The sequence below is a fragment of the Pseudomonas sp. GW101-3H06 genome (assembly GCF_059424605.1).
Genome location: NZ_JBWKZO010000001.1, coordinates 1,098,828 through 1,123,173, shown reverse-complemented (window position 1 = coordinate 1,123,173; position 24,346 = coordinate 1,098,828). Strand labels below are relative to the sequence as shown.

Sequence of the window (24,346 nt, the reverse complement as noted above, 5' to 3'; positions counted from 1 at the left end):
AAGAGACCCCCATATGAACGATCAACAACGCCTGGAACTTGAAGCCGCCGCTTTTCGACGGCTGGTGGCCCACCTGGACAGCCGCAAGGATGTGCAGAACATCGACCTGATGAACCTTTCGGGTTTCTGCCGCAACTGCCTGTCCAAGTGGTACAAGGCGGCCGCCGACGAACGCCAGATTGAGGTCAGCCTCGACGAAGCCCGCGAAGTGGTTTACGGCATGCCGTACGCGCAGTGGAAAGCCCAATATCAGCAAGAAGCCAGCGCCGACCAGCAAGCGGCGTTCGCCAAAGGAAAAACCCATGAGTGATTTGAACACCCTGCGCGCCAGCCTCAACAGCGGCGAACACGCTTTCGCCGATACCCTGGCATTCATTGCCGCCGGTTACGACTACCAGCCCCAGGCTTTCAACAATGGTGGCGTGGAAAACGCTGCAGGGCAGAACGAAGGTTCGTGCAAGACCCTGGGCCTGGCGCTGCTGGAAGGCCTGAGCGATGACGAAGCCCTGTTGGCGTTCGGCGAGCATTACCGCTCGGTGTTGGCGACGCCTGAAGGCAGCGATCACGGTAATATCCGTGCTCTGATGGCCCACGGTCTGGCCGGTGTGAAGTTCGCGCAGCAACCGCTGACTCGTCGCTGAATCAAACCCGGCTTTGAACCTGAACTGGACCCTGTGGGAGCGAGCCTGCTCGCTCCCACAGGGTCGAGACGCAGGTTTTAACCACATATCCCGACTTTTAAGATTGACCCGGCGACTTTATTTCGTTTGCCCGGTACCTGCGCTCACGGCTTAGATAAAAAGAAGTCCTCCCACTTCCGAGCCGGTCATCCATGAGCAGCGAAACCATCAGTCAGTCGATCAACATCGTTCACCCTGTCACGCTCAGCCACGGCAAAAACGCCGAGGTCTGGGACACTGATGGCAAACGCTACATCGACTTCGTCGGCGGCATCGGTGTACTGAACCTGGGCCATTGTCATGCGCGCATCGTCGAGGCGATTCGCGAGCAAGCGACCCGGCTGACTCATTACGCGTTCAATGCCGCGCCCCATACGCCCTACATCGAACTCATGGGTCGCCTGGCAGCGTTTATACCGGTGACCTACCCGGTCAGCGGCATGCTCACCAACAGCGGTGCCGAAGCGGCCGAGAATGCGTTGAAGATCGTCCGAGGCGCCACCGGCCGCACGGCGGTCATTGCCTTCGATGGCGCCTTCCACGGTCGCACCCTGGCCACCCTCAATCTCAACGGCAAAGTCGCGCCCTACAAACAGAAAGTCGGTGTATTGCCAGGACCGGTGTACCACCTGCCCTTTCCCAGCCAGGACAATGGCGTGACCTGTGCCGAAGCGCTCAAGGCCATGGAGCGCTTGTTCAGCGTCGAAATCGATGTCGAGGACGTGGCCTGCTTTATTGTCGAACCGGTGCAGGGCGAGGCGGGTTTCCTGGCCATGGACGTAGCGTTCGCCCAGGCGCTGCGGCGCTTGTGCGACGAGAAAGGCATTGTGCTGATCGCCGATGAAATCCAGTCCGGTTTCGGTCGTACCGGCCAGCGCTTCGCGTTTTCGCGACTGGGTATCGAACCGGACCTGATCCTGCTTGGCAAAAGTATCGCCGGCGGCGTGCCACTGGGTGCTGTGGTCGGACGCAAGTCGCTGCTCGACAACTTGCCCAAGGGGGGGCTGGGCGGCACCTATTCCGGCAACCCCATCGCCTGTGCCGCCGCACTGGCGACCCTGGACGAAATGACCGATGCCCATCTGCAAGCCTGGGGTACGCAGCAGGAAGAAGCGATTGTCAGCCGCTACCAATCCTGGCGTGATCGCAACCTGTCACCCTACCTCGGGCGCCTGACCGGTGTTGGCGCGATGCGCGGGATTGAGCTGGCAAAGGCCGATGGAACACCGGCTTCGGCGCAGTTGACGCAACTGCTGGCTCTGGCGCGAGAAGCCGGGTTACTGCTGATGCCCAGCGGCAAATCGCGGCACATCATTCGGTTGCTCGCACCGCTGACGACCGAGGCAGCGGTTCTGGAGGAAGGCCTCGACATTCTTGAGGCGTGCCTGGCGAAATTGACCTGAACTAAAAGTCCCACAGGGTTGATTACATTTCTTGTAAGCACAAAAAAACCGGCCGAAGCCGGTTTTTTTGTTTCTACAGAATCAAGCGTTCTGCAGATTGTCGAGATAACGCTCGGCATCCAGTGCCGCCATGCAACCGGCGCCGGCCGAGGTGATGGCTTGACGGTAGACGTGGTCAGCCACGTCACCCGCCGCGAAGATACCTTCGAGGTTGGTGGCCGTCGCGTTGCCGTCACGGCCGCCGTGGACAACCAGGTAACCGTCTTTCAAGGTCAACTGGCCTTCGAACAACGAAGTGTTCGGGGTATGGCCGATGGCGATGAACACGCCGTCGACTTTCACTTCGTCGAAGCTGCCGTCGTTGTTCTTCAGACGAGCACCGGTGACCCCCATGTTGTCGCCCAGGACTTCGTCCAGGGTGGCGTTCAGCTTCAGGATGATCTTGCCTTCGGCAACCCGTGCATTGAGCTTGTCGATCAGGATCTTCTCGGCGCGGAAGGTTTCACGACGGTGAATCAGGGTCACGGTGCTGGCGATGTTGGCCAGGTACAGGGCTTCTTCAACAGCGGTGTTGCCGCCGCCGACCACAGCCACTGGCTTGTTGCGATAGAAGAAACCGTCGCAGGTGGCGCAGGCAGAAACGCCTTTGCCCATGAACGCTTCTTCCGACGGCAGGCCCAGGTAACGAGCGCTGGCGCCGGTGGCGATAATCAGGGCGTCGCAGGTGTAGGTCGCGCTGTCGCCGATCAGGGTGTACGGCTTGGCAGCGAAGTCCACGGCATTGATGTGATCGAAGACGATCTCGGTTTCAAAGCGCTCGGCGTGCTCTTTCATGCGCTCCATCAACGCCGGGCCGGTCAGGCCGTGGACATCGCCCGGCCAGTTGTCGACTTCGGTGGTGGTGGTCAGTTGACCGCCGGCTTGCATGCCGGTGATCAGCAGTGGCTTGAGGTTGGCACGGGCGGCATAGACTGCGGCGCTGTAACCGGCAGGGCCGGAACCGAGAATAATCACTCGCGAATGACGGACTTCAGACATGACCTGCTCCTGTTGACCGGCCCGGAACACCTGGCGCGGAACGCCGGGTTCCCGGCGGGAATAAAAAAGGACCATTGAAAGCACTTGGGGAAGGCTTGAACTCGACAGTCCTGTAAAAAGATTGGGTGCAGCGTATCGAGGGGGCGAAGATTAAGGAAATACGGTTTAACAATCCAGCTCATAGGTGGTCTCTATCCCGTCGGCGTGACGAACAGGACGCCTTTGTTACAGTTAATGTCGATGCCGCTGCCGCGCTTTCGCCCGTCAGGTAAAGCCGGTAAGGTCGGCCCGTTTTCCCTCTGCTCGGAGCACGTTATGCCCGCCCCCGTTCTGTCCGGCCCGCAATACCTGCGTGAGGGCCTGAAACTGGTTCTCAGCCCCAGCTTGCGCCTTTTTGTATTGCTTCCACTGATGATCAACCTGGTGCTGTTCGTCGGATTGATCTATCTGGCCGGCCATCAGTTCAGCCTGTGGGTCGATACGCTGATGCCGTCGCTGCCCGATTGGCTGAGTTTCCTCAGTTATGTGCTGTGGCCGCTGTTTGTGGTGCTGGTGGTGTTGATGGTGTTTTTCACGTTCACCATGCTCGCCAACATCATCGCCGCGCCGTTCAACGGCTTTCTGGCGGAAAAGGTCGAGGTGGTGGTGCGCGGCACCGACGACTTCCCGGCCTTCAGCTGGGGCGAACTGGTCGCCATGATTCCGCGAACCCTGGCCCGGGAAATGCGCAAGCTCGGTTATTTCCTGCCCCGTGCGATCGGTCTGTTCATCCTCTCCTTCATCCCGGTGCTGAACATCATCGCTGCGCCACTCTGGCTGCTGTTCGGGGTGTGGATGATGGCAATCCAGTACATCGACTACCCGGCGGACAACCACAAGCTGGGCTGGAACGAGATGCTCGCCTGGCTGCGGCAGAAGCGCTGGCAGAGCATGAGCTTCGGCGGCAGCGTTTATCTGGTGCTGCTGATTCCGGTGGTGAACATCCTGATGATGCCCGCAGCGGTGGCCGGGGCAACCTTGTTCTGGGTGCGCGAGCGTGGGGCCGAGAACCTGGTGACCCAGCGCTGATCCATTCATAAATGCATCATCTGACCGTCACAACGACGACATGGCTTCAGCTGACACTGGGGCCATGACGACAGCTCTGCATATCACCCTGATCACCGAAACCTTCCCTCCCGAAATCAACGGCGTGGCCAACACCCTTGGTCGCTTGTGCGACGGTTTGCGCGCGCGCGGGCATCAGGTGGAATTGGTGCGACCGCGCCAGGGCTGCGATCAGTCGGCCGGCAGCGACGATGAATTGTTGCTGTGCCGTGGCTGGCCGCTGCCGGGTTATCCCGGCCTGCAATGGGGGCAGTCGTCGATGCACAAACTGCTCAGGCGTTGGAAGCGTCATCGCCCGGATGTCCTGTACATCGCCACCGAGGGGCCGCTCGGCTTGTCAGCTTTACGCGCGGCACGTCGGCTGGGCATTTCGGTGGTCAGCGGCTTTCACACCAACTTCCAGCAGTATTCCAGCCAGTACGGACTTGGTTTGCTGACGCGCCTGCTGACCCACTACCTGCGCTGGTTCCACAATCGCTCGACCCTGACGCTGGTGCCCAGTGTCAGCCAGCGCATGGAGCTGGAGCGACGGCAATTCGAGCGTCTGGCGCTGCTGTCCCGAGGCGTTGACAGCCAGTTGTTTCATCCGGCTAAACGCTTGAATGCGCTGCGCGAACAATGGCGACTGGGCGAGAACGACATTGCCGTCATCCATGTAGGACGTTTGGCACAGGAGAAAAACCTGGGTTTGCTCAAGCGCTGTTTCGACACGCTGAAGGCGACTTATCCACAGCGCACTCTGAAGCTGATCGTGGTGGGCGACGGTCCGCAACGCCTGCTTATGGAAAGCGAAATGCCCGACGCAATTTTCTGTGGCACCCAACGAGGTGAAGCGTTGGCCAGTCATTATGCATCGGGAGATGTGTTTCTGTTTCCGAGCCTGACTGAAACCTTTGGCAATGTGGTGCTCGAGGCTCTGGCGTCCGGGCTGGGGGTGGTGGCTTACGATCAGGCAGCGGCGGCGCAGCATATTCGCCATGGCTACAACGGTGTGTTGGCGATGCCGGGGGACGAAGAAGCCTTCTGCGATGCGGCGGCGTGGATGCTGGAAAAGCGCGAGACCTTGCGCTGCATGAGGCTCAATGCACGTCAACATGCCAGTCGCCAGGGTTGGGCGGCGATTGTCGAGCAGTTCGAGGGGCAGTTGCGCGGGGCTTGTGTGGGGGAGTTGGCGATCCCGAATGCACCGACTGTCCCCTGACATCTTCGGTGATATTGAGTCCGTCATCGCCAGCAGGCTGGCGATGGGGCTTGATCAGGCTTAAACCAGCGTCATCAACGCCTCACGGCTGAACGGCAGGATGTCGTCCTCACGGCCGTCGCGCACTTTCTGCGCCCAGTCCGGATCCACCAGAAGCGCTCGACCGACAGCCACCAGATCGAACTCATCGTTGTTCAAACGCTCCAGCAGTTTTTCCAGGCTGGCCGGTTGGGCGACCTTGTCGGTGTTGACCATGAACTGCAGAAACTCGCCGTCCAGGCCGACACTGCCGACGGTGATGGTTGGCTTGCCGGTGAGTTTGCGGGTCCAGCCGGCCAGGTTCAGTTCGGAACCGTCAAATTCAGGCTCCCAGAAGCGGCGTGTCGAGCAGTGGAAGATATCCACGCCGGCGTCGGACAACGGCTGGAGGAACTCGCCCAACGCTTGCGGTGTTTGCACCAGTCGCGCGGTGTAATCCTGCTGTTTCCACTGGGAGAAGCGGAAAATGATCGGGAAGCCTTCGCCCACGGCCGCGCGCACGGCTTGAATCAACTCGATGGCGAAACGCGAGCGGTTGGCCAGGCTGCCACCGTATTCATCGGTGCGCTGGTTGCTGCCTTCCCAGAAGAACTGGTCGATCAGGTAACCGTGGGCGCCGTGGATTTCCACGCCATCCATGCCGATGCTCCGGGCATCCTTGGCTGCCTGGGCGAACGCCGCGATCACGTCTTGAATATCCTGTTTGGTCATCCCGTGAACCACGACCTGACCGTCCTTCACTTTTTCCGACGGTCCGTAGCCCGGTACGCTGGCGTCCGGCTCGGTGCCGATACGGCGCACACTGCCCACATGCCACAGTTGCGGAACGATCTTGCCACCTTCAGCGTGTACCGCGTCGACGACTTTTTTCCAACCCGCCAGCGCCGCGTCACCGTAGAACTGCGGAACGTTCGGATAGCCATTGGAAGCCTTGTGACCGACGGTGGTGCCTTCGGTGATGATCAGACCAACGCCGGCCGCGGCGCGACGACGGTAGTACTCGATCACTTTGGAATTGGGTACGCCACCCGGCGAAAACGAGCGGGTCATCGGTGCCATGACGACACGGGTCGGCAGTTCGAGGGTGCCGAGGTGGAACGGTTTGAACAGGGCTTTGACGGGCATGGGAACGCTCCACGGGAGATGAACTTTATGACGGTTATAATATGGAGGTCCGCACGCGCTGAACAGCACTATTGATTTGGGTGATAAACGATCAAAAGAGCGTAGGAGCAACGCTTGCCCGCGATAGCGGTGTGTCAGCCTGCATGCAGGTTGAATGGGTCGCCGTCATCGCGAGCAAGTTTTGCTCCTACAAGGGAGGGGATATCAGCTCAGGGCTTTTTCAATGGCCTGGACGACGGCGGGATCATCCGGTGCCGTACGCGGTGAAAACCGCGCCAGCACACGTCCATCCTTGCCCAGCAGGAACTTTTCGAAGTTCCAGGTAATGTCACCGGGGAATTCGGCACCCTCTCCCGCCAGCAGCTTGTACAGCTGATGACGATCGTGACCGTTGACGTCCAGCTTGCTGGACAGCGGGAATGTCACGCCATAGTTGAGGCTGCAAAATGCCTGGATCTCTTGTTCGGAACCCGGTTCCTGCCCGGCAAACTGATTGCACGGCAGGCCCAATACGCTGAAACCCTTGCCCTTGTATTGCTGGTAGAGGTTTTCCAGCGCCGCGTACTGCGGGGTCAAGCCGCATTTGGAGGCAACGTTGACCACCAGCACGACGTGCCCCTTGAAAGGTGCCAGAGGTAGCACCTGACCATCCAGGGCTGTCAAATTAAGGTCGTGAAAAGCACTCATGACGTACTCCAGATTCCCGTGTTCTTCTCGAAACAGCCACTTGGCAGTGTCACATGAGACAGCCGCAGACTAAAAAGGCGCCCTCGGGGCGCCTCTCCAGTCATCTGAGCTTAGCGCAGAAAATCAGTGATGATGGCCACCTTCGCCATGGACGTGACCATGGGCGATTTCTTCCTGGCTGGCATCACGGATGGCGACGATCTTGACCTGGAAGTTCAGGCGCTGACCGGCCAACGGGTGGTTGCCGTCTACGGTGACGTCGTCGCCGTCCAGATCGCGGATGGTCACGATCTGCATCTGGCCGTCCGGAGCGGAAGCGTGGAACTGCATGCCCACTTCCAGCTCGTCGACGCCTTCGAACATACTGCGGCTCAGGGTGCTGACCAGTTCGGCAGCGTATTCGCCGTAAGCATCTTCAGGTTCAACGGCAACGGTCAGTTCTTCGCCGACTGCCTTGCCTTCCAGAGCCTTTTCCAGGCCCGGGATGATGTTGCCTGCGCCTTGCAGGTAGACCAGCGGCGCGCCGCCGGCGGAGCTGTCGATGACCTCACCAGCGTCGTTGGTCAGGGTATAGTCGATGGAGACAGCCTTATTGGCGGCGATCAGCATGGGGCGAGACCTTTTGCAAAAGAATAATGAAAGACCCAGTTTAGCGAAGCAATCGCCCGAAAGCGAACACAACCCGGACAGACGGGACGTGACGATCACCGGTTTCCATCAGGACGAGGACGGCCATTGGGTGGCCGAGCTTTCCTGCGGCCATACCCAACACCTGCGCCACCAGCCACCCTGGCAATCCCGGGCCTGGGTCATGGATCCTGCACGGCGCCTTGAAAAAATAGGCCAGCCCTTTGATTGCGGTTGGTGCGCACAAGGCATGGTTAGCGATAACCTTGGCGACTGAAATTCGGTAGTCGATCAGCCATAGGTCGTCGCCATTGCGCTCCCTTAGAGAATCCGCATGCAAACTTTTTTTATCGCACCCACCGATTTTGGCGTGGGCCTGACCTCCATCAGCCTCGGGCTGGTGCGTACCCTTGAGCGCGCCGGCCTCAAGGTCGGCTTCTTCAAACCGATTGCCCAACCGCATCCGGGTGACACGGGGCCCGAGCGCTCCACCGAACTGGTGGCCCGCACCCACGGACTGAAACCGCCGCAGCCGCTGGGTCTGGCCCATGTCGAACGGATGCTCGGCGACGGTCAGCTGGACGAATTGCTCGAAGAGATCATCACCCTTTATCAGCAGGCCGCCATCGGCAAGGACGTGTTGATCGTCGAGGGCATGGTGCCAACCCGAAGCGCCAGCTATGCCGCGCGGGTCAATCTGCATCTGGCCAAGAGCCTCGACGCCGAAGTGATCCTGGTGTCGGCGCCGGAAAACGAAGTGCTGACCGAACTGTCCGGTCGTGTGGAATTGCAGGCGCAGTTGTTTGGCGGCCCGAAAGATCCGAAAGTCCTCGGCGTGATCCTCAACAAGGTCAAGACCGAGGAGAGCATGGAGGCGTTCGCCGCGCGCCTGAAGGAACATTCGCCGCTATTGCGCAGTGGCGATTTCCGTCTGCTGGGCTGCATCCCGTTCCGGCCGGAACTGAACGCCCCACGCACTCGCGACGTGGCCGACCTGATGGGCGCGCAAGTGCTCAATGCCGGCGACTATGAAACCCGGCGCATGACCAACATCATCATTTGCGCGCGCACCATGCGCAATACCGTGGAACTGCTCAAACCCGGCGTGCTGGTGGTGACCCCGGGCGATCGCGACGACATCATCCTCGCCGTCAGCCTCGCGGCCATGAACGGCGTGCCGTTGGCCGGCCTGCTGCTGACCAGCGACACCCTGCCCGACCCGCGCATCATGGACCTTTGCCGTGGCGCCTTGCAGGCCGGATTACCGGTGTTGTCGGTGAGCACCGGTTCCTACGACACCGCCAACCAGTTGAACGGCCTGAACAAGGAAATCCCGATCGACGACCGCGAACGCGCGGAGATCATCACCGACTTCGTCGCCAGCCATCTGGACGCCAACTGGTTGCACCAACGCTGTGGCACGCCACGGGAGATGCGCCTTTCCCCGGCAGTGTTCCGCTACCAGTTGATCCAACGCGCGCAGAACGCCAACAAGCGCATCGTCCTGCCAGAAGGCAGTGAGCCGTTGACCGTACAAGCTGCGGCGATTTGCCAGGCCCGTGGCATAGCCCGCTGTGTATTGCTCGCCAAGCCAGCCGACGTCGAAGCGGTCGCTCGCGCCCAAGGCATCGAGCTGCCACCGGGGCTGGAGATCCTCGATCCGGACCTGATCCGCGAGCGCTACGTCGAGCCGATGGTTGCACTGCGCAAAAGCAAGAGCCTCAACGCACCGATGGCCGAGCAGCAATTGGAAGACACCGTGGTGATCGGCACCATGATGCTGGCACTGGATGAAGTCGACGGCTTGGTGTCGGGCGTCATTCACTCCACCGCCAATACCATTCGCCCTGCCCTGCAGCTGATCAAGACGGCGCCGGGCTGCACCCTGGTGTCGTCGGTGTTCTTCATGCTGTTTCCCGAAGAAGTGCTGGTCTACGGCGACTGCGTGATGAACCCGCACCCGAGTGCCACTGAACTGGCGGAAATCGCCTTGCAAAGCGCCGACTCGGCGGCGGCATTCGGCATCACCCCACGGGTGGCGATGATCAGCTATTCCAGCGGTGAGTCGGCCAGCGGCGAAGAAGTCGAGAAGGTCCGCGAAGCGACATTGCTCGCCCATGAACAGCAACACTCGCTGCTGATCGACGGGCCGTTGCAGTACGATGCCGCCGCCAACGAAACCGTGGCCCGGCAATTGGCGCCGAACAGCCAGGTGGCCGGTCGCGCGACAGTGTTCGTGTTCCCGGACCTCAACACCGGCAACACCACCCACAAAGCCGTGCAGCGCAGTGCTGATTGCGTCAGCCTCGGGCCGATGCTGCAAGGCTTGCGTAAACCGGTGAACGACTTGCCGCGCGGCGCGCAGGTCGATGACATCGTCTACACCATCGCGCTGACCGCGATCCAGGCTGCCAACCGACCAATGGATGTTTAAATGCTGGATTTTCTACCTGCACCCGTGCGCGGTGTGATCGCCGCGCTGCTGTTGGCGCTGAACACGATGTTGCTCTGCTCGTTTCTGTTTTGTGTGGCGCTGGTCAAAGTGTTGCCGTTTGCCCCCACCCAGCGCTTGGCGCGCTGGCTGATGAGTCATACTCATGAAGCCTGGATCAGTATCAACAAAGGCTGGATGAATCTGGTTTGCCGCACCCGCTGGCACCTCAGCGGCCTGCAAGGCCTCGACTACCAGCACTCCTACCTGATTACCAGCAACCACCAGAGCTGGGTCGACATTCTGGTGCTGCAGTACGTGCTCAATCGGCGTATCCAGCCGCTGAAGTTCTTCCTCAAGCAAGAGCTGATCTGGGTGCCAGTGATTGGACTGGCGTGGTGGGCGCTGGGCTTTCCGTTCATGAAACGCTACTCCAAGGCGTATCTGGAAAAGCACCCGGAAAAGAAAGGCAAAGACCTGGAAACCACTCGCAAGACCTGCGCGAAATTCCGTGATAACCCGGTCGGCATTTTCAATTTCGTTGAAGGCACGCGCTTCACCGAAGGCAAGCATGCCCAGCAGCAGTCATCGTTCAAATATCTGCTCAAACCCAAGGCCGGTGGCATTGCGTTTGTGCTGGATGCGATGGGTGAGCAGCTTGAATCGATCGTCAACGTGACCATCCACTACCCGGCCGGTCGCCCCGGCTTCCGGGACTTGCTGTGCGGGAACGTGAAGGATGTGGTGGTGCATTTCGAAGAACTGAAGATTGCGCCGCAGTTCATCGGCAAGAACTACGACCAGGACGGTGAGTACCGCTTGCAGTTCCAGGGCTGGATCAACCAGTTGTGGCAGGACAAGGATGCGTTGTTGGGGCAGATGCATCGGGAGTATCCAGCTAAGTCCTGAGGCGCCTGTACTGGCCTGCTCGCGAAGGGGCCCTCCCAGACATAAAAAAAACCCGCCGATGATCACTCATCGGCGGGTTTCTTTTTACTGGCCAGAGCTTAGATCGCGCCGCGTTTACGCAACAGTTCCAGCACCTGCTTGACGCCCTCTTCCAGCGACACGGACTGAGTGTCGATCACCAGATCGGCATCCAGCGGCACGTCGTACGGGAAGGATTCGCCCGGGATGTTATCCCCGGCCGCCGCGTACAGGCCTTGCGGATCACGCTCTGCACAGACCGTCGGCGAAGCCTGGACGTAGACCGTCAGCAGACGCTCCTTGCCGATCAGCTCCCTCGCCTGCTCACGCCCTTCAGCACTCGGCGCAACGAAGGCCGCCAGGGTCAGCAGACCGGCTTCGTTGAACTGACGCGCCACGTGCGCGGCACGACGCCAGTTCTCTGTACGCCCGGCGCGATCCTGTGGCAGACCTTTGTTCAGGTCGTGACGCAGGTTCTGGCCATCGAGCACAAACACTGCACGGCCCAGGTCGAACAGCTTGCGTTCAACGGCGTAGGCCAGGGTGCTTTTGCCCGCGCCCGACAAGCCGCTGAACAACACGGTGGCCGGTTGCTGGCCGAAGCGCTGAGCACGTTCTTCGGTGGCAACGTGAGCCAGTTTGCCGTGGTGCGTGCTGGTGCCATGCGCCACCGGTTGCGCAACGATCATGCCCGCGCCGACGGTGCCATTGGTCAAGCGATCGATGATGATGAACGCGCCGGTGGTGCGGTTGCTGTCATAACCGTCGAGGGCAATCGGCGCGTCGAGCGCGATCTTGACCTTGCCGATCTCGTTCAGCTGCAACGCGCTGGCCGGGCCTTCTTCCAGGGTGTTCACGTCGACCTTGTTGACGATGCTGGCGATAGAGCCCGGCACGTAACTGGTGGCGCGTTTGATGTCGTACTTCTTGCCCGGCAGCATCGGTTCTTCAGCCATCCACACCAACATCGCTTCGAAACTGTCGGTGACGGGCGGGACGTTGTCGGCATGGACCAGCAGGTCGCCACGGGAGATGTCGATTTCGTCTTCCATGGTCAGCGTGACTGCCTGACCGGGACCTGCGTGTTCCAGTTCACCTTCGAAGGTGACGATGGATTTCACGCGGCTGCTCTTGCCCGAGGGCAACACCACGACTTCGTCGCCCTTCTTGACGATGCCGCTGGCCAGGGTGCCGGCGAAACCACGGAAGTTCAGGTTCGGACGGTTGACGTATTGCACCGGGAAACGCAGGTCGGTGAAGTTGCGGTCGCCCGCCACTTCCACGGTCTCGAGAATTTCCATCAGCGACTGGCCGGTGTACCACGGCGAACGCTCGGACTTGTTCACCACGTTGTCGCCCTTGAGGGCTGACATCGGCACGAAGTGCATGCTGGTCGGCTTCATCTTCAAGCCTTCGGCGAACTTCAGGTAGTCGGCCTTGATCGACTCGAACACGCCTTGATCGAAGTCCTTGAGGTCCATCTTGTTGATGGCGACGACGATGTGCTTGATACCCAGCAAAGAAGCGATGAAGCTGTGGCGACGGGTCTGGGTCTGCACGCCGTAACGGGCGTCGACCAGGATGATCGCCAGGTCACAGGTGGACGCACCGGTGGCCATGTTGCGGGTGTACTGCTCATGGCCGGGCGTGTCGGCGATGATGAATTTGCGCTTGGCGGTGGAGAAATAGCGGTAGGCGACATCGATGGTGATGCCTTGCTCACGCTCGGCCTGCAGACCGTCGACCAGCAATGCCAGGTCGATATCTTCACCGGTGGTGCCGACTTTTTTCGAGTCGCGGGTAATCGCTTCCAGGTGATCTTCGTAGATCATCTTGGAGTCGTGCAACAGACGCCCGATCAGGGTGCTCTTGCCGTCGTCGACGTTACCGCAGGTCAAAAAGCGCAGCAGCTCTTTACGTTCGTGCTGGCCCAGGTAGGCGAGGATGTCCTCGCTGATCAAATCAGATTGATGCGACATGACAGCCCCTTAGAAATAACCTTGACGTTTTTTGTCTTCCATCGAGCCTGCACCATCGTGGTCGATGACACGGCCCTGGCGCTCGGAAGTTCGCGTCAGGAGCATTTCCTGAATGATGTCCGTGAGGCTTTCGGCCTCGGACTCCACAGCGCCCGTCAACGGGTAGCAGCCAAGGGTACGGAAACGCACTTTCTTTTTGACGATGCGGGCTTTGTCTTCATCGCTCAGGTGTTCGAGGATGCGCTCGTCGTCGATCATGATCAGCGTGCCGTTCTTCTCGATGACTTCACGCTCGGCGGCGAAGTACAGCGGCACGATCGGAATGCCTTCCAGATAGATGTACTGCCAGATGTCCAGCTCGGTCCAGTTCGACAGCGGGAAGACGCGGATCGACTCGCCCTTGTTGACCTTGCCGTTGTAGACGTTCCACAGCTCGGGACGCTGGTTTTTCGGGTCCCAGCGGTGCTTGCTGTCGCGGAACGAGTACACGCGCTCCTTGGCGCGGGATTTCTCTTCATCGCGACGGGCACCACCGAAGGCAGCGTCGAAACCATGCTTGTCCAATGCCTGTTTCAGGCCTTCGGTCTTCATGATGTCGGTGTGCTTGGCACTGCCGTGGGTGAACGGGTTGATGCCTTGCGCAACGCCTTCCGGGTTGACGTGGGTGATCAGGTCCAGGCCCAGCTCGGCAACCATCTTGTCGCGGAAGCTGTACATCTCCTGGAATTTCCACTGGGTGTCGACGTGCATCACCGGAAACGGCAGCTTGCCGGGGAAGAAGGCCTTGCGTGCCAGGTGCAGCATCACGGCGGAGTCTTTACCGATGGAGTACAGCATCACCGGGTTGTCGAACTCGGCGGCCACCTCGCGGATGATGTGGATGCTTTCCGCCTCCAGCTGTTTCAGATGCGTCAGTTTGTCGACCATGGCTACTCACGAAATCTTTCTTATGAACGGCCAGCGGGCCGTGTTCGAGCGAGGAATCCTAGCACAGCGACCGCTTCTAATCAGGGCACCGACTAGATCGAAAGGGTATATGAATATGCCTGCCCGTTTGGGCAGCGCAGGCCACTGTGGGAGCGGGCTTGCTCGCGAAGGCGGTGTGTCAGTCAACACATCCGTTGAATGTTAATCCGCGTTCGCGAGCAAGCCCGCTCCCACATTTGATCCATGGTGTTCTTCAGATCGGATTCGGGCAATCGATAAAGATGTGCTCAAGGGCAAACCGTCGCGCCAGGTAATCGCCCAGCGCCTGCACGCCATAGCGCTCGGTGGCGTGGTGGCCGGCGGCGATAAAGCTGATGTCGTTTTCCCGGGCACTGTGGAAGGTTTGTTCGGAGGCTTCGCCGCTGAGGTACAAATCGACACCCGCCAGGACCGCCTGATCGATGTAGCCCTGGCCGCCACCGGTGCACCAGCCGACGCGGCGAATCATCGCGCTGCCTTCGACCAGCAATGGCTCACGGCCCATGACTTCCTGTACGCGACGGGCGAAATCACGCGGCGTCATGGGATCGTTCAACGAACCGACCAGACCGACGATTTTCAGATTGTCGGGATCGAGCGGGCCTTCGACAGTGATGTCGAGCTGACGCGCCAGTTGCACGTTGTTGCCGACATCCGGGTGCAGATCCAGCGGCAAGTGATAGGACAACAGGCTGATGTCGTGCTTGAGCAGAGTCTTCAAGCGACGTTGCTTCATACCGGTGATGCACGGGTTTTCGCCCTTCCAGAAGTAGCCGTGGTGTACCAGCACCAGATCGGCGTTGGCTTCAACCGCGGCATCGAGCAACGCTTGGCTCGCCGTGACGCCACTGACGATGCGCATTACTTGTGGCCGGCCTTCGACCTGCAGGCCGTTGGGGCAATAATCGGCAATCCTGGCGCTGTTGAGGTAACGGTCGGCTTCTTCGACGAGTGTGCTCAGGGCGACGGCCATAAAAGACTCCTAAATATCCCGTTCAGAGGCGCGCGTGGCCTCGTATAATGCGCGACATTATGGGCGGTCTCTAACCGCCTGCAACCTTTCAGGACGTGCTTAATGCTCAAGGCGCTGCGTTTTTCCGGCTGGCCGTTGTTGGCCGGCGTGCTTGTCGCTCTGTTAATCATCCAGCGTTACCCGCAGTGGGTCGGGCTTCCGAGCCTAGACGTCAACCTGCAACAAGCCCCGCAAACCACCAGCATGCAACAGGGTCCGGTGTCCTACTCCGACGCAGTGACCACCGCCGCGCCCTCGGTGGTGAACCTGTACACCACCAAAGTCATCAACAAACCCAGCCATCCGCTGTTTGAAGACCCGCAGTTCCGCCGTTTCTTCGGCGACAACTCGCCCAAACAGAAACGCATGGAATCGAGCCTCGGCTCCGGTGTGATCATGAGTCCGGAAGGCTACATTCTGACCAATAACCACGTGACCAGCGGCGCCGACCAGATCGTGGTGGCCCTCAAGGACGGACGTGAAACCCTGGCCCGGGTGATTGGCAGCGACCCGGAAACCGACCTGGCAGTGTTGAAGATCGACTTGAAGAATCTTCCTGCGATTACTGTTGGCCGTTCCGACAATATCCGCATCGGCGACGTGGCGCTGGCCATCGGCAACCCCTTCGGCGTCGGCCAGACCGTGACCATGGGCATCATCAGCGCCACCGGGCGCAATCAGTTGGGCCTGAACAACTACGAAGACTTCATTCAGACCGATGCAGCCATCAACCCCGGCAACTCCGGTGGCGCGCTGGTGGACGCCAACGGCAACCTGACCGGCATCAACACCGCGATTTTCTCCAAGTCCGGCGGCTCCCAGGGCATCGGTTTCGCGATTCCGGTAAAACTGGCGATGGAGGTGATGAAGTCGATCATCGAACACGGACAGGTGATTCGCGGCTGGCTGGGCATTGAAGTGCAACCATTGTCCCAGGAACTGGCGGAATCCTTTGGTCTGTCGGGACGTCCAGGTATCGTCGTCGCCGGGATTTTCCGCGACGGCCCGGCGCAGAAGGCCGGCCTGCAATTAGGCGATGTGATCCTCTCCATCGACGGCGAACCGGCCGGCGATGGTCGCCGTTCGATGAACCAGGTCGCACGGATCAAGCCGACCGATAAGGTCACGGTGTTGGTGATGCGCAACGGCAAGGAACTCAAGCTCACGGCAGAAATCGGCCTGCGTCCGCCACCCGCGCCGCTCAAGGAAAAAGAAGAGAACTAAAACTGGCCCGAGAATCTCGGGCTATTGGCAGACATTCTCATTAGACATGTTATATTGTTTCAATTACTGCAATTGGAACAACATAACATGTCGTCTCGAACAAAGGCTTCCCTCGTCGGATTCGCCTTCGGCCTGCTGGGAAATCCGCTCTTGGCCGAAGAATCCCGAACCCTCGAACTGGACGCCATCAGCGTCACTTCCGATTACGAATCCCCCACCGGTCCGGTCAATGGCTATCGCGCCACCCGCTCTTCCAGCGCGACAAAGACCGACACGGCCATCCGCGACATCCCGCAATCGATCAGCGTGATTCCTGCCAGCGTGCTCACGGACCTGGGCAGCACCAGCGTCGAACGCGCACTGGATTTTGCGGGTGGCGTTTCGAAGCAGAACAACTTTGGCGGCCTGACGCTTTACGAATACAGCGTGCGCGGCTTTACCACGTCGGAGTTTTACAAAGACGGTTTCAGCGCCAACCGCGGCTATCCGAGCACGCCGGACGTGGCCAACATCGAACGCATCGAGGTCCTCAAAGGCCCGGCGGCCAGCCTCTATGGGCGGGGCGATCCTGGTGGCACGGTGAACATTGTCACCAAGAAACCACAGGCCGACGCCTTCGCTACGCTGCAAACCAGCGCTGGCAGTTGGGATCGCTACCGAACCGCGCTGGACGTCAACACACCGCTGGATGAAAACGGCAATGTGTTGTCACGGGTCAATCTCGCCGTCGAGGACAACCACAGCTTCCGTGATCACGTCGACAGCCAGCGAGTGTTCGTGGCGCCCTCCTTCAGCTGGCAACTGAATCCCGAGACCAGCCTGTTGGTGGAGAGCGAATTTGTCCGGCACAGCTCCACCTTCGACCGGGGCATCGTCGCGCCGAACAACACCTGGAGCGGCGTTTCCCGTTCGACCTTCCTCGGCGAGCCCAATGACGGTGACATCGACAACCACAACAATCTGCTGCAGGCCGCGCTCGAACATCAGCTCAACGACACCTGGACGTTGCGTCTGGCCAGTCACTACAAGGAAGGCAAGCTCTGGGGTTTCGCTTCCGAGTCGCGCCCGCTGAATGCTGACGGTCATACCGTCAACCGTCGCTACCGCGAGCGTGACAACAACTGGCACGACAGCATCACCCAGCTCGAACTGCGCGGTCTGTTCGACCTCGGTGACTGGCAGCACGAACTGCTGATCGGCAGTGAGTACGAGAACTATCGCAAGGACGAGCGGGTCACGACCATTGCTGGCGGCCCCTATGCCATCGACATCTACAACCCGATCTACGGCCAGCCGAAACCCAACGGCGCGCACTCTGGCACAGACTTCTTCGAACACGTCGAAAGCCGAGCGCTGAACCTGCAGGATCAAATCATCTTCACCGACAAGCTGCGGGGCATGCTTGGTGCGCGCTTCGAACAGTTCGAGCAGCGCATCGACGACCACTCCCGCAGCGCCTCCAGTCGCCAGCGTCACGATGCCCTGACCCAACGGGCCGGGCTGCTCTATCAATTGACACCTGAAGTGGGCCTGTTCGCCAATGCCTCCACCTCGTTCAAACCCAATAACGGCCTGGACGCCGCCGGCAAATCCTTCGACCCGGAAGAAGGCGTCGGCTATGAAGTCGGCATCAAGAGCGAGCTGTTCGATCAGCGCGTGAGCAGCACCCTCGCCGCTTTCCATATCGAGAAGGAAAACGTCCTCGCCCTTGATCCAGGCACCGACACCAGTCGCGCCATGGGCAAGGCGCGCAGCCGCGGTTTCGATTGGCAAGTCGCCGGGCAAGTTACTGATGCGGTAAGGGTGATCGGCGCCTTCGCCTACATCGACGCTGAAGTCACCCAGGGCGACAAGGTCATTCCCACAGGCAGCCGAATTCTCGGCGTGGCCAAACGCAGCGGCAGCCTGTTGGGCGTTTACGAATTTCAGGACGGCCATCTGCGCGGTTCGGACGTCGGCGCAGCCTTCACTTATGTGGGCGACCGCTCGGGCGAAGCCGGTAGCGACTTCGAGCTGCCGGCCTACCACACCGTCGACCTGCTCGCCCATTACAAGGCCAGCGAAAACGTCACGGTGGGGCTGAACCTGAACAATGTTTTCGACGAGAAATACTTCGAGCGCTCGTACAGCAACTACTGGGTAAACCCCGGTGAGCCGCGCAATTTCACCGTCAGTCTGACACTCACTCTGTAAAAGGACGCCCCTATGCACCCTCTCAAACCCCTGGCGCTACTCGGCTTGCTGTTCGCCACTCAGGTCTCGGCCCATGGTCTTTGGACCGAACAACGCCGCGGTAACATCGAAGTGATCTACGGCCATGGCGCTGAAGACAATGCGTTCAAGGCCCAGAAAATCAGCGGCGCCTGGGCCTACGACGGCAATGGAAAAATGATTCCGGTCACGGTGCAGCGCCTGGCCGATCACGCACGCCTGCAACCGCTGAAACCACCCGCCGTCATCGCGGTGGCACTGAACAACGGCATGTGGTCGCAAACCGCTGACAAAAAATGGATCAACGAGGGACGCAGCAAAGTGCCCGGCGCCATCGAGGCCACGGAAACATTCAAGTACAGCCTGGCGATTTATCAGCCGGGGGCGAAGCTGCCGAAACTTGATCAGATCAAGTTGCTGATCCAGCCGGAAGTCGATCCGCTGACCGTCGGACCGGGCCAGTCGTTGCCGGTCCGGGTGTTACTGGATGGCAAACCGGCGGCAGGTGTGAAGCTGGTTGGCGACTATCGGAACGCGCCGAACACCCTGACCACCGAAACCGATAAGGACGGTCGGGCGCAGGTGCTGGTGCGTAATGAAGGGTTGAATGTGATCTCGGCGCAGGTGGAAGTGCCGGTGAAGGACAGCGCGGATGTGAATAGCCGAGGGTTGTTCAGTTCGCTGACGTTCCTGGGCGAGCCGCATCACGAGTAAAGCCATTACAAAAAAACTGTGGGGGCGAGCCTGCTCGCGAAAGCGGTTTAACCGTCAACGATGATGTTGAAGGTTATGGCCTCTTCGCGAGCAGGCTCGCTCCCATAGTTCCTGTACTGGTTTAAAGGTCGCCGAGGCCGTCGATCAAGGCCTGATTCTGCTCCGGCGTACCAATCGAGATCCGCAGGAACTGCGCAATCCGCTCCTGCTTGAAGTGCCGCACGATCACGCCCTGCTCGCGCAGCTTCGCCGCCAGCCCCGCCGCATCGTGCTGCGGGTGACGGGCAAAAATAAAGTTCGCCGCCGACGGCAGCACTTCAAAGCCTTTGGCCTGTAATTGCGCGACCACCCATTCACGGTGCTCGATCACCAGACGACAGGTCTTGTCGAAATACTCACGGTCCTCGAAAGCCGCCGCCGCGCCGACATTCGCCATGCGATCCAATGGATAGGAGTTGAAGCTGTTCTTGATTCGCTCCAGCGCCTCGATCAGGTCCGGATGCCCCACCGCCAGGCCGACACGCAGACCGGCCAGCGAACGGGACTTGGACAAGGTCTGCGTCACCAGCAGATTCGGATAACGGTCAACCAGACTGATCGCCGTTTCCCCACCAAAGTCGATATAAGCCTCGTCCACCACGACCACCGAGTCCGGGCTGGCCTTGAGGATCTGCTCGACAGCGTCCAGCGCCAAGAGGCAACCGGTCGGTGCGTTCGGGTTGGGGAAGATGATCCCGCCGTTCGGTTTGGCGTAATCCGCCGGGTTGATCTGGAATTGCTCATCCAGCGGCACCGCGTCGAACTTGATGCCGTACAACCCGCAGTAAACCGGATAGAAGCTGTAGCTGATGTCCGGGAACAACAGCGGCTGATCGTGCTGCAGCAAGCCGTGGAAGATGTGCGCCAGGACTTCGTCGGAACCGTTGCCGAGGAATACCTGGTTGCTCTGAACGCCGTAGTATTTGGCCACGGCGTTTTTCAGCACGTCACTGTTCGGGTCCGGGTACAGGCGCAGGTTGTCGTTCAGTTCGGTCTGCATCGCAGCCAGGGCCTTGGGCGACGGACCGTACGGGTTTTCGTTGGTGTTGAGTTTCACCAGTTTTGCCAGTTTCGGCTGCTCGCCCGGTACGTAAGGCACCAGATTCTTGACGAACGGGCTCCAGAATTTACTCATGCTCAGTTCCCCTGCTTGTCGTCAATGATGCGGTACTCGGCGCTGCGCGCATGAGCGCTCAGCGATTCGCCACGGGCCAGCACCGAGGCGGTCTTGCCCAGCTCGGAAGCCCCGGCTTCGGAGCAGAAGATGATCGACGAACGCTTCTGGAAATCGTACACACCCAGCGGCGAAGAGAACCGCGCCGTACCGGAAGTCGGCAATACGTGGTTGGGACCTGCGCAGTAGTCGCCCAGGGCTTCGGAGGTGTGGCGGCCCATGAAGATCGCGCCGGCGTGGCGGATCTGCGGCAACCAGGCCTGCGGATCGGCGACCGATAACTCAAGGTGCTCTGGCGCGATGCGGTTGGCCACTTCCATGGCCTGTTCCATGTCACGCACCTGAATCAGCGCGCCACGGCCATTGATCGAGGTTTCGATGATCGCGGCGCGCTCCATGGTCGGCAGCAGTTTGGTAATGCTGGCGGCGACCTGGTCGAGGAATGCGGCATCCGGGCTGACCAGAATCGCCTGGGCGTCCTCGTCGTGCTCGGCCTGGGAGAACAGGTCCATGGCGATCCAGTCCGGATCGGTCTTGCCGTCGCATACCACGAGGATCTCCGACGGGCCGGCGATCATGTCGATACCGACCTGGCCAAACACGTGGCGCTTGGCTGTGGCGACATAGATATTTCCTGGGCCCACCACCTTATCGACCTTCGGCACGCTTTCGGTACCGTAGGCCAATGCAGCGACCGCTTGCGCGCCACCAATGGTGAACACGCGGTCCACACCGGCGATGCAGGCAGCGGCCAGCACCAGTTCGTTGATTTCACCGCGCGGGGTCGGCACCACCATGACCACTTCGGCCACACCGGCAACCTTGGCCGGAATCGCGTTCATCAGTACCGACGACGGGTACGACGCCTTGCCGCCCGGAACGTACAAGCCGGCGCGGTCCAGCGGCGTGACCTTTTGGCCCAGCACGGTACCGTCTGCTTCGGTGTAGCTCCAGGAGTCCTGTTTCTGCTTTTCGTGATAGCTGCGCACGCGGGCCGCGGCTTTTTCCAGGGCCTCGCGCTGCTCAACGGTGATACGTGTGAGCGCCAGCTCCAGACGTTCGCGCGGCAGGATCAGGTCGGCCATGGATTTCACGTCCAGGCCATCGAACTGGCGGGTGAAATCCACCAACGCCGCATCGCCACGCTCGCGCACGGCTTTAATGATGTCCAGCACGCGCTGATTGACCGAGTCGTCAGACACACTTTCCCAGCTCAGCAGATGATCCAGATGATGTGCGAAATCCTGGTCAGCAGCGTTGAGTCGGCGAATTGCAGTCGGTGCGGTCATAGCGTGAGCCTCATAGAATTGGCAAAAACTCAGGCGCCCTAACTTAGCAGTCGTTTCCGCTTGGGCACCTGAGAATTCTGGCTATGAGGCGGATAGACGGGCGCGCCTTGCGGTCGCGCAGGTGAATCAGCCGCGGTGTCGAGACTCCACTGCCTTGCGCAGGGTGTCGATCAACGCCTGGATACGGGCGTGCTGCATTTTCATCGAAGCTTTATTGACGATCAGCCGGGAGCTGATGGCGGCAATGAAATCCTGTGGCTCCAGGCCGTTGGCCCGCAGCGTGTTGCCGGTGTCGACGACGTCGATGATCTTGTCGGCCAGACCGATCAGCGGTGCCAGTTCCATCGAGCCGTACAGCTTGATGATGTCGACCTGGCGGCCCTGTTCGGCGTAGTAACGCTTGGCAACGTTGACGAACTTGGTGGCGATACGCAGGCGGCCCTTGGGCTCGATCGCACCGACCTTGCCGGCGGTCATCAGTTTGCACTGGGCAATCTGCAGGTCCAGCGGCTCGTACAGGCCCTGGCCACCGTATTCCATCAGCACGTCTTTACCGGCGACGCCCAGGTCGGCGGCACCATGCTCGACATACGTCGGCACGTCGGTGGCACGCACGATCAGCAGGCGTACATCTTCCTGGGTCGTGGGGATGATCAGCTTGCGGCTCTTGTCCGGATTCTCGGTCGGCACGATGCCCGCTTCAGCCAAAAGCGGCAGGGTGTCGTCAAGGATGCGGCCCTTGGACAGTGCGATGGTCAACATGGGAAACGTCAGTCCTTATCAGGCTACTGATGCCCGGTCGCAAACGGCGCCGGACACGCATCGAGGCTGTTAAAGCCTCGACTTGAAACAAAACCAACGGGCACATCCATATGCCCATGCCGCAGAAACTAGCCCGGAACGCGACGGATCTTGGCGCCCAGCATCTGCAGTTTCTCTTCGATGCACTCGTAACCACGGTCGATGTGGTAGATGCGGTCGATCAGGGTGTCACCTTCGGCGATGAGCGCCGAGATCACCAGGCTGGCCGAAGCACGCAAGTCGGTGGCCATGACTGGCGCGCCCTTGAGCTTTTCGGTGCCGGTGACAATGGCGGTGTTGCCTTCGACCTGGATCTTGGCGCCCATGCGGTGCAGTTCGTAAACGTGCATAAAGCGGTTTTCGAAGATCGTCTCGATCACAGCGCCGGTGCCTTCGGCAATGGCGTTGAGGGAGATGAACTGCGCCTGCATGTCGGTCGGGAACGCCGGATACGGAGCGGTCCGCACGTTGACGGCTTTAGGCCGCTTGCCGTGCATGTTCAGCTCGATCCAGTCCTCACCGCAGTTGATTTCTGCGCCCGATTCACGAAGTTTTTCCAGCACGGCTTCGAGGATGGTCGGATCGGTGTCCTTGACCTTCACACGACCGCCGGTCACGGCAGCGGCAACCAGGTAGGTGCCGGTTTCGATACGGTCAGGCATCACTTTGTAAGTGGTTGTGTGCAGACGTTCGACGCCATCGATGGTGATGGTGTCGGTGCCCGCGCCGGAAACCTTGGCGCCCATGGCGTTCAGGAAGTTCGCCAGGTCGACCACTTCAGGTTCGCGCGCGGCGTTTGCCAGTACGCTGCGACCCTTGGCCAGCGCGGCGGCCATCATGATGTTTTCGGTACCGGTCACACTGACGGTGTCGAAGAAGAAGTGCGCACCGCGCAGGCCGCCTTCAGGGGCCTTGGCCTTGATGTAGCCGCCTTCGACGTCGATGATCGCGCCCATGGCTTCCAGGCCGCGGATGTGCAGGTCAACCGGACGCGAACCGATGGCGCAACCGCCAGGCAGTGCGACTTCCGCCTCACCGAAACGGGCAACCATCGGGCCCAGTACCAGGATCGACGCACGCATGGTTTTAACCAGTTCGTACGGAGCGATCAGGGTCTTGATGGTGCGTGGATCGATTTCGACGGCCAGTTTTTCGTCGATCACCGGCTCGATCCCCATGCGACCGAACAGTTCGATCATGGTGGTGATGTCGTGCAGGTGCGGCAGGTTGGCAACGGTCACCGGACCATCGCACAGCAGGGTGGCAGCCAGGATCGGCAGGGCAGAGTTCTTTGCCCCGGAGATGCGGATTTCGCCGTCAAGACGAGCACCGCCAGTAATAATCAATTTATCCATAAGAATCTCGACGCCCTTGGGCTCAGGTGCGCTCGGCCCAGGCCGCGCTGCTGAAAAATTTCATAGTGACCGCATGGATGCTGCCATCGGTGATCCATGGGTTCAAATGGGCATAGATCTGCTGCTGACGCTTGACCGGGCTCAACGCCGCCAGTTCATCGCTAATCACATTCAGCTGGAAATTGCAGCCTTCGCCTTCAACTTCCACCCTTGTATTAGGCAGCTTTCCTTCAAGGAAGCTCTTCACTTCTACGGCCTGCATGCTCAACCTCAATCGGCGCCCTGTGCGCGCGGGTCGGACATCATACAAAAAAGCC

General features: G+C 60.1%; 23 protein-coding genes. 11 read left to right on the top strand and 12 right to left on the bottom strand.

Going from position 1 to position 24,346, the window contains the following annotated elements:
• The first annotated feature begins 13 nt into the window (after positions 1 to 13).
• The 3 genes from AC07ZE_RS05075 (at position 14) to AC07ZE_RS05065 (ending at position 2,083) form a co-directional block, all read left to right on the top strand.
• Positions 14 to 310 carry a DUF1244 domain-containing protein gene (locus AC07ZE_RS05075; protein WP_207261904.1) on the top strand — a complete coding sequence of 99 codons (297 nt, stop codon included), beginning with the start codon at positions 14 to 16 and terminating at the stop codon, positions 308 to 310.
• Positions 303 to 641, top strand: a complete 339-nt coding sequence (locus AC07ZE_RS05070; protein ID WP_207261902.1) for a HopJ type III effector protein — start codon at positions 303 to 305, stop codon at positions 639 to 641. The genes AC07ZE_RS05075 and AC07ZE_RS05070 overlap by 8 nt, the downstream gene beginning before the upstream one ends.
• Positions 642 to 832: 191 nt before the next feature.
• Positions 833 to 2,083: a 2-aminoadipate transaminase gene (locus AC07ZE_RS05065; RefSeq protein ID WP_207261901.1), complete on the top strand. Its 1,251-nt coding sequence runs from the start codon at positions 833 to 835 to the stop codon at positions 2,081 to 2,083.
• Between the two features lie 81 nt (positions 2,084 to 2,164).
• Here the strand turns inward: AC07ZE_RS05065 and trxB are convergent, their stop codons facing one another.
• Positions 2,165 to 3,121: a thioredoxin-disulfide reductase gene (gene trxB, locus AC07ZE_RS05060; RefSeq protein ID WP_095193879.1), complete on the bottom strand. Its 957-nt coding sequence runs from the start codon at positions 3,119 to 3,121 to the stop codon at positions 2,165 to 2,167.
• Between the two features lie 315 nt (positions 3,122 to 3,436).
• Here trxB and cysZ point away from each other — a divergent pair, with 315 nt between their 5' ends.
• Both cysZ and AC07ZE_RS05050 read left to right on the top strand, forming a co-directional pair.
• Positions 3,437 to 4,189, top strand: coding sequence for a sulfate transporter CysZ (gene cysZ, locus AC07ZE_RS05055; RefSeq protein ID WP_207261899.1), 753 nt, complete (start codon positions 3,437 to 3,439; stop codon positions 4,187 to 4,189).
• 40 nt (positions 4,190 to 4,229) lie between these two features.
• The gene (locus tag AC07ZE_RS05050) at positions 4,230 to 5,429 is read left to right on the top strand and encodes a glycosyltransferase family 4 protein (protein WP_207261897.1); all 1,200 of its coding nucleotides are present in this window, start codon (positions 4,230 to 4,232) and stop codon (positions 5,427 to 5,429) included.
• 60 nt (positions 5,430 to 5,489) lie between these two features.
• Here AC07ZE_RS05050 and AC07ZE_RS05045 read toward each other — a convergent pair whose 3' ends face one another.
• From AC07ZE_RS05045 to AC07ZE_RS05035, 3 genes are all read right to left on the bottom strand, one after another.
• Entirely contained in the window at positions 5,490 to 6,593 is a 1,104-nt protein-coding gene (locus AC07ZE_RS05045) for an NADH:flavin oxidoreductase (protein WP_095193883.1), read from the bottom strand.
• 204 nt (positions 6,594 to 6,797) lie between these two features.
• The gene (locus tag AC07ZE_RS05040) at positions 6,798 to 7,280 is read right to left on the bottom strand and encodes a glutathione peroxidase (protein ID WP_207261895.1); all 483 of its coding nucleotides are present in this window, start codon (positions 7,278 to 7,280) and stop codon (positions 6,798 to 6,800) included.
• A gap of 123 nt (positions 7,281 to 7,403) precedes the next feature.
• Positions 7,404 to 7,889 carry an FKBP-type peptidyl-prolyl cis-trans isomerase gene (locus AC07ZE_RS05035; RefSeq protein ID WP_095193885.1) on the bottom strand — a complete coding sequence of 162 codons (486 nt, stop codon included), beginning with the start codon at positions 7,887 to 7,889 and terminating at the stop codon, positions 7,404 to 7,406.
• Here AC07ZE_RS05035 and AC07ZE_RS05030 point away from each other — a divergent pair.
• The 3 genes from AC07ZE_RS05030 to yihG are packed head-to-tail and all read left to right on the top strand — an operon-like array spanning position 7,858 to position 11,247.
• Positions 7,858 to 8,184, top strand: coding sequence for a DUF3565 domain-containing protein (locus AC07ZE_RS05030; protein WP_095194069.1), 327 nt, complete (start codon positions 7,858 to 7,860; stop codon positions 8,182 to 8,184). The genes AC07ZE_RS05035 and AC07ZE_RS05030 overlap by 32 nt on opposite strands.
• 57 nt (positions 8,185 to 8,241) lie before the next feature.
• Positions 8,242 to 10,341, top strand: coding sequence for a phosphate acetyltransferase (pta, locus tag AC07ZE_RS05025; protein WP_207261893.1), 2,100 nt, complete (start codon positions 8,242 to 8,244; stop codon positions 10,339 to 10,341).
• Entirely contained in the window at positions 10,342 to 11,247 is a 906-nt protein-coding gene (gene yihG / locus AC07ZE_RS05020; RefSeq protein WP_207261891.1) for a 1-acylglycerol-3-phosphate O-acyltransferase, YihG family, read from the top strand.
• Positions 11,248 to 11,345: 98 nt separating this feature from the next.
• Here the strand turns inward: yihG and cysN are convergent, their stop codons facing one another.
• The 3 genes from cysN to AC07ZE_RS05005 form a co-directional block, all read right to left on the bottom strand.
• Positions 11,346 to 13,244, bottom strand: coding sequence for a sulfate adenylyltransferase subunit CysN (gene cysN / locus AC07ZE_RS05015; RefSeq protein WP_095193888.1), 1,899 nt, complete (start codon positions 13,242 to 13,244; stop codon positions 11,346 to 11,348).
• 9 nt (positions 13,245 to 13,253) lie between these two features.
• A complete protein-coding gene (gene cysD / locus AC07ZE_RS05010) occupies positions 13,254 to 14,171 on the bottom strand; it encodes a sulfate adenylyltransferase subunit CysD (protein ID WP_008054388.1) in 918 nt (305 codons plus the stop codon).
• Positions 14,172 to 14,424: 253 nt separating this feature from the next.
• The gene (locus AC07ZE_RS05005) at positions 14,425 to 15,183 is read right to left on the bottom strand and encodes a Nif3-like dinuclear metal center hexameric protein (RefSeq protein ID WP_207261889.1); all 759 of its coding nucleotides are present in this window, start codon (positions 15,181 to 15,183) and stop codon (positions 14,425 to 14,427) included.
• A 102-nt stretch (positions 15,184 to 15,285) separates the two neighbouring features.
• On the opposite strand from AC07ZE_RS05005, the gene algW reads away from it, so the two are divergent.
• The 3 genes from algW (at position 15,286) to AC07ZE_RS04990 (ending at position 19,371) form a co-directional block, all read left to right on the top strand.
• Positions 15,286 to 16,446: a Do family serine endopeptidase AlgW gene (algW, locus tag AC07ZE_RS05000; RefSeq protein ID WP_207261880.1), complete on the top strand. Its 1,161-nt coding sequence runs from the start codon at positions 15,286 to 15,288 to the stop codon at positions 16,444 to 16,446.
• An 87-nt stretch (positions 16,447 to 16,533) separates the two neighbouring features.
• Positions 16,534 to 18,639, top strand: a complete 2,106-nt coding sequence (locus AC07ZE_RS04995) for a TonB-dependent siderophore receptor (protein WP_207261869.1) — start codon at positions 16,534 to 16,536, stop codon at positions 18,637 to 18,639.
• A 12-nt stretch (positions 18,640 to 18,651) separates the two neighbouring features.
• Positions 18,652 to 19,371 (top strand): DUF4198 domain-containing protein, encoded by a 720-nt coding sequence (locus AC07ZE_RS04990; RefSeq protein ID WP_207261867.1) that lies wholly within the window; start codon positions 18,652 to 18,654, stop codon positions 19,369 to 19,371.
• Positions 19,372 to 19,492: 121 nt separating this feature from the next.
• Here the strand turns inward: AC07ZE_RS04990 and hisC are convergent, their stop codons facing one another.
• The 5 genes from hisC to AC07ZE_RS04965 form a co-directional block, all read right to left on the bottom strand.
• Positions 19,493 to 20,545 (bottom strand): histidinol-phosphate transaminase, encoded by a 1,053-nt coding sequence (gene hisC / locus AC07ZE_RS04985; protein ID WP_207261859.1) that lies wholly within the window; start codon positions 20,543 to 20,545, stop codon positions 19,493 to 19,495.
• Positions 20,546 to 20,547: 2 nt separating this feature from the next.
• Positions 20,548 to 21,873 (bottom strand): histidinol dehydrogenase, encoded by a 1,326-nt coding sequence (gene hisD, locus AC07ZE_RS04980; protein WP_207261857.1) that lies wholly within the window; start codon positions 21,871 to 21,873, stop codon positions 20,548 to 20,550.
• 126 nt (positions 21,874 to 21,999) lie between these two features.
• The gene (hisG, locus tag AC07ZE_RS04975; RefSeq protein ID WP_095193897.1) at positions 22,000 to 22,635 is read right to left on the bottom strand and encodes an ATP phosphoribosyltransferase; all 636 of its coding nucleotides are present in this window, start codon (positions 22,633 to 22,635) and stop codon (positions 22,000 to 22,002) included.
• A gap of 128 nt (positions 22,636 to 22,763) precedes the next feature.
• Entirely contained in the window at positions 22,764 to 24,029 is a 1,266-nt protein-coding gene (murA, locus tag AC07ZE_RS04970) for a UDP-N-acetylglucosamine 1-carboxyvinyltransferase (RefSeq protein ID WP_207261855.1), read from the bottom strand.
• 22 nt (positions 24,030 to 24,051) lie between these two features.
• Positions 24,052 to 24,291, bottom strand: a complete 240-nt coding sequence (locus AC07ZE_RS04965) for a BolA family protein (RefSeq protein WP_207261847.1) — start codon at positions 24,289 to 24,291, stop codon at positions 24,052 to 24,054.
• Positions 24,292 to 24,346 lie beyond the last annotated feature (55 nt).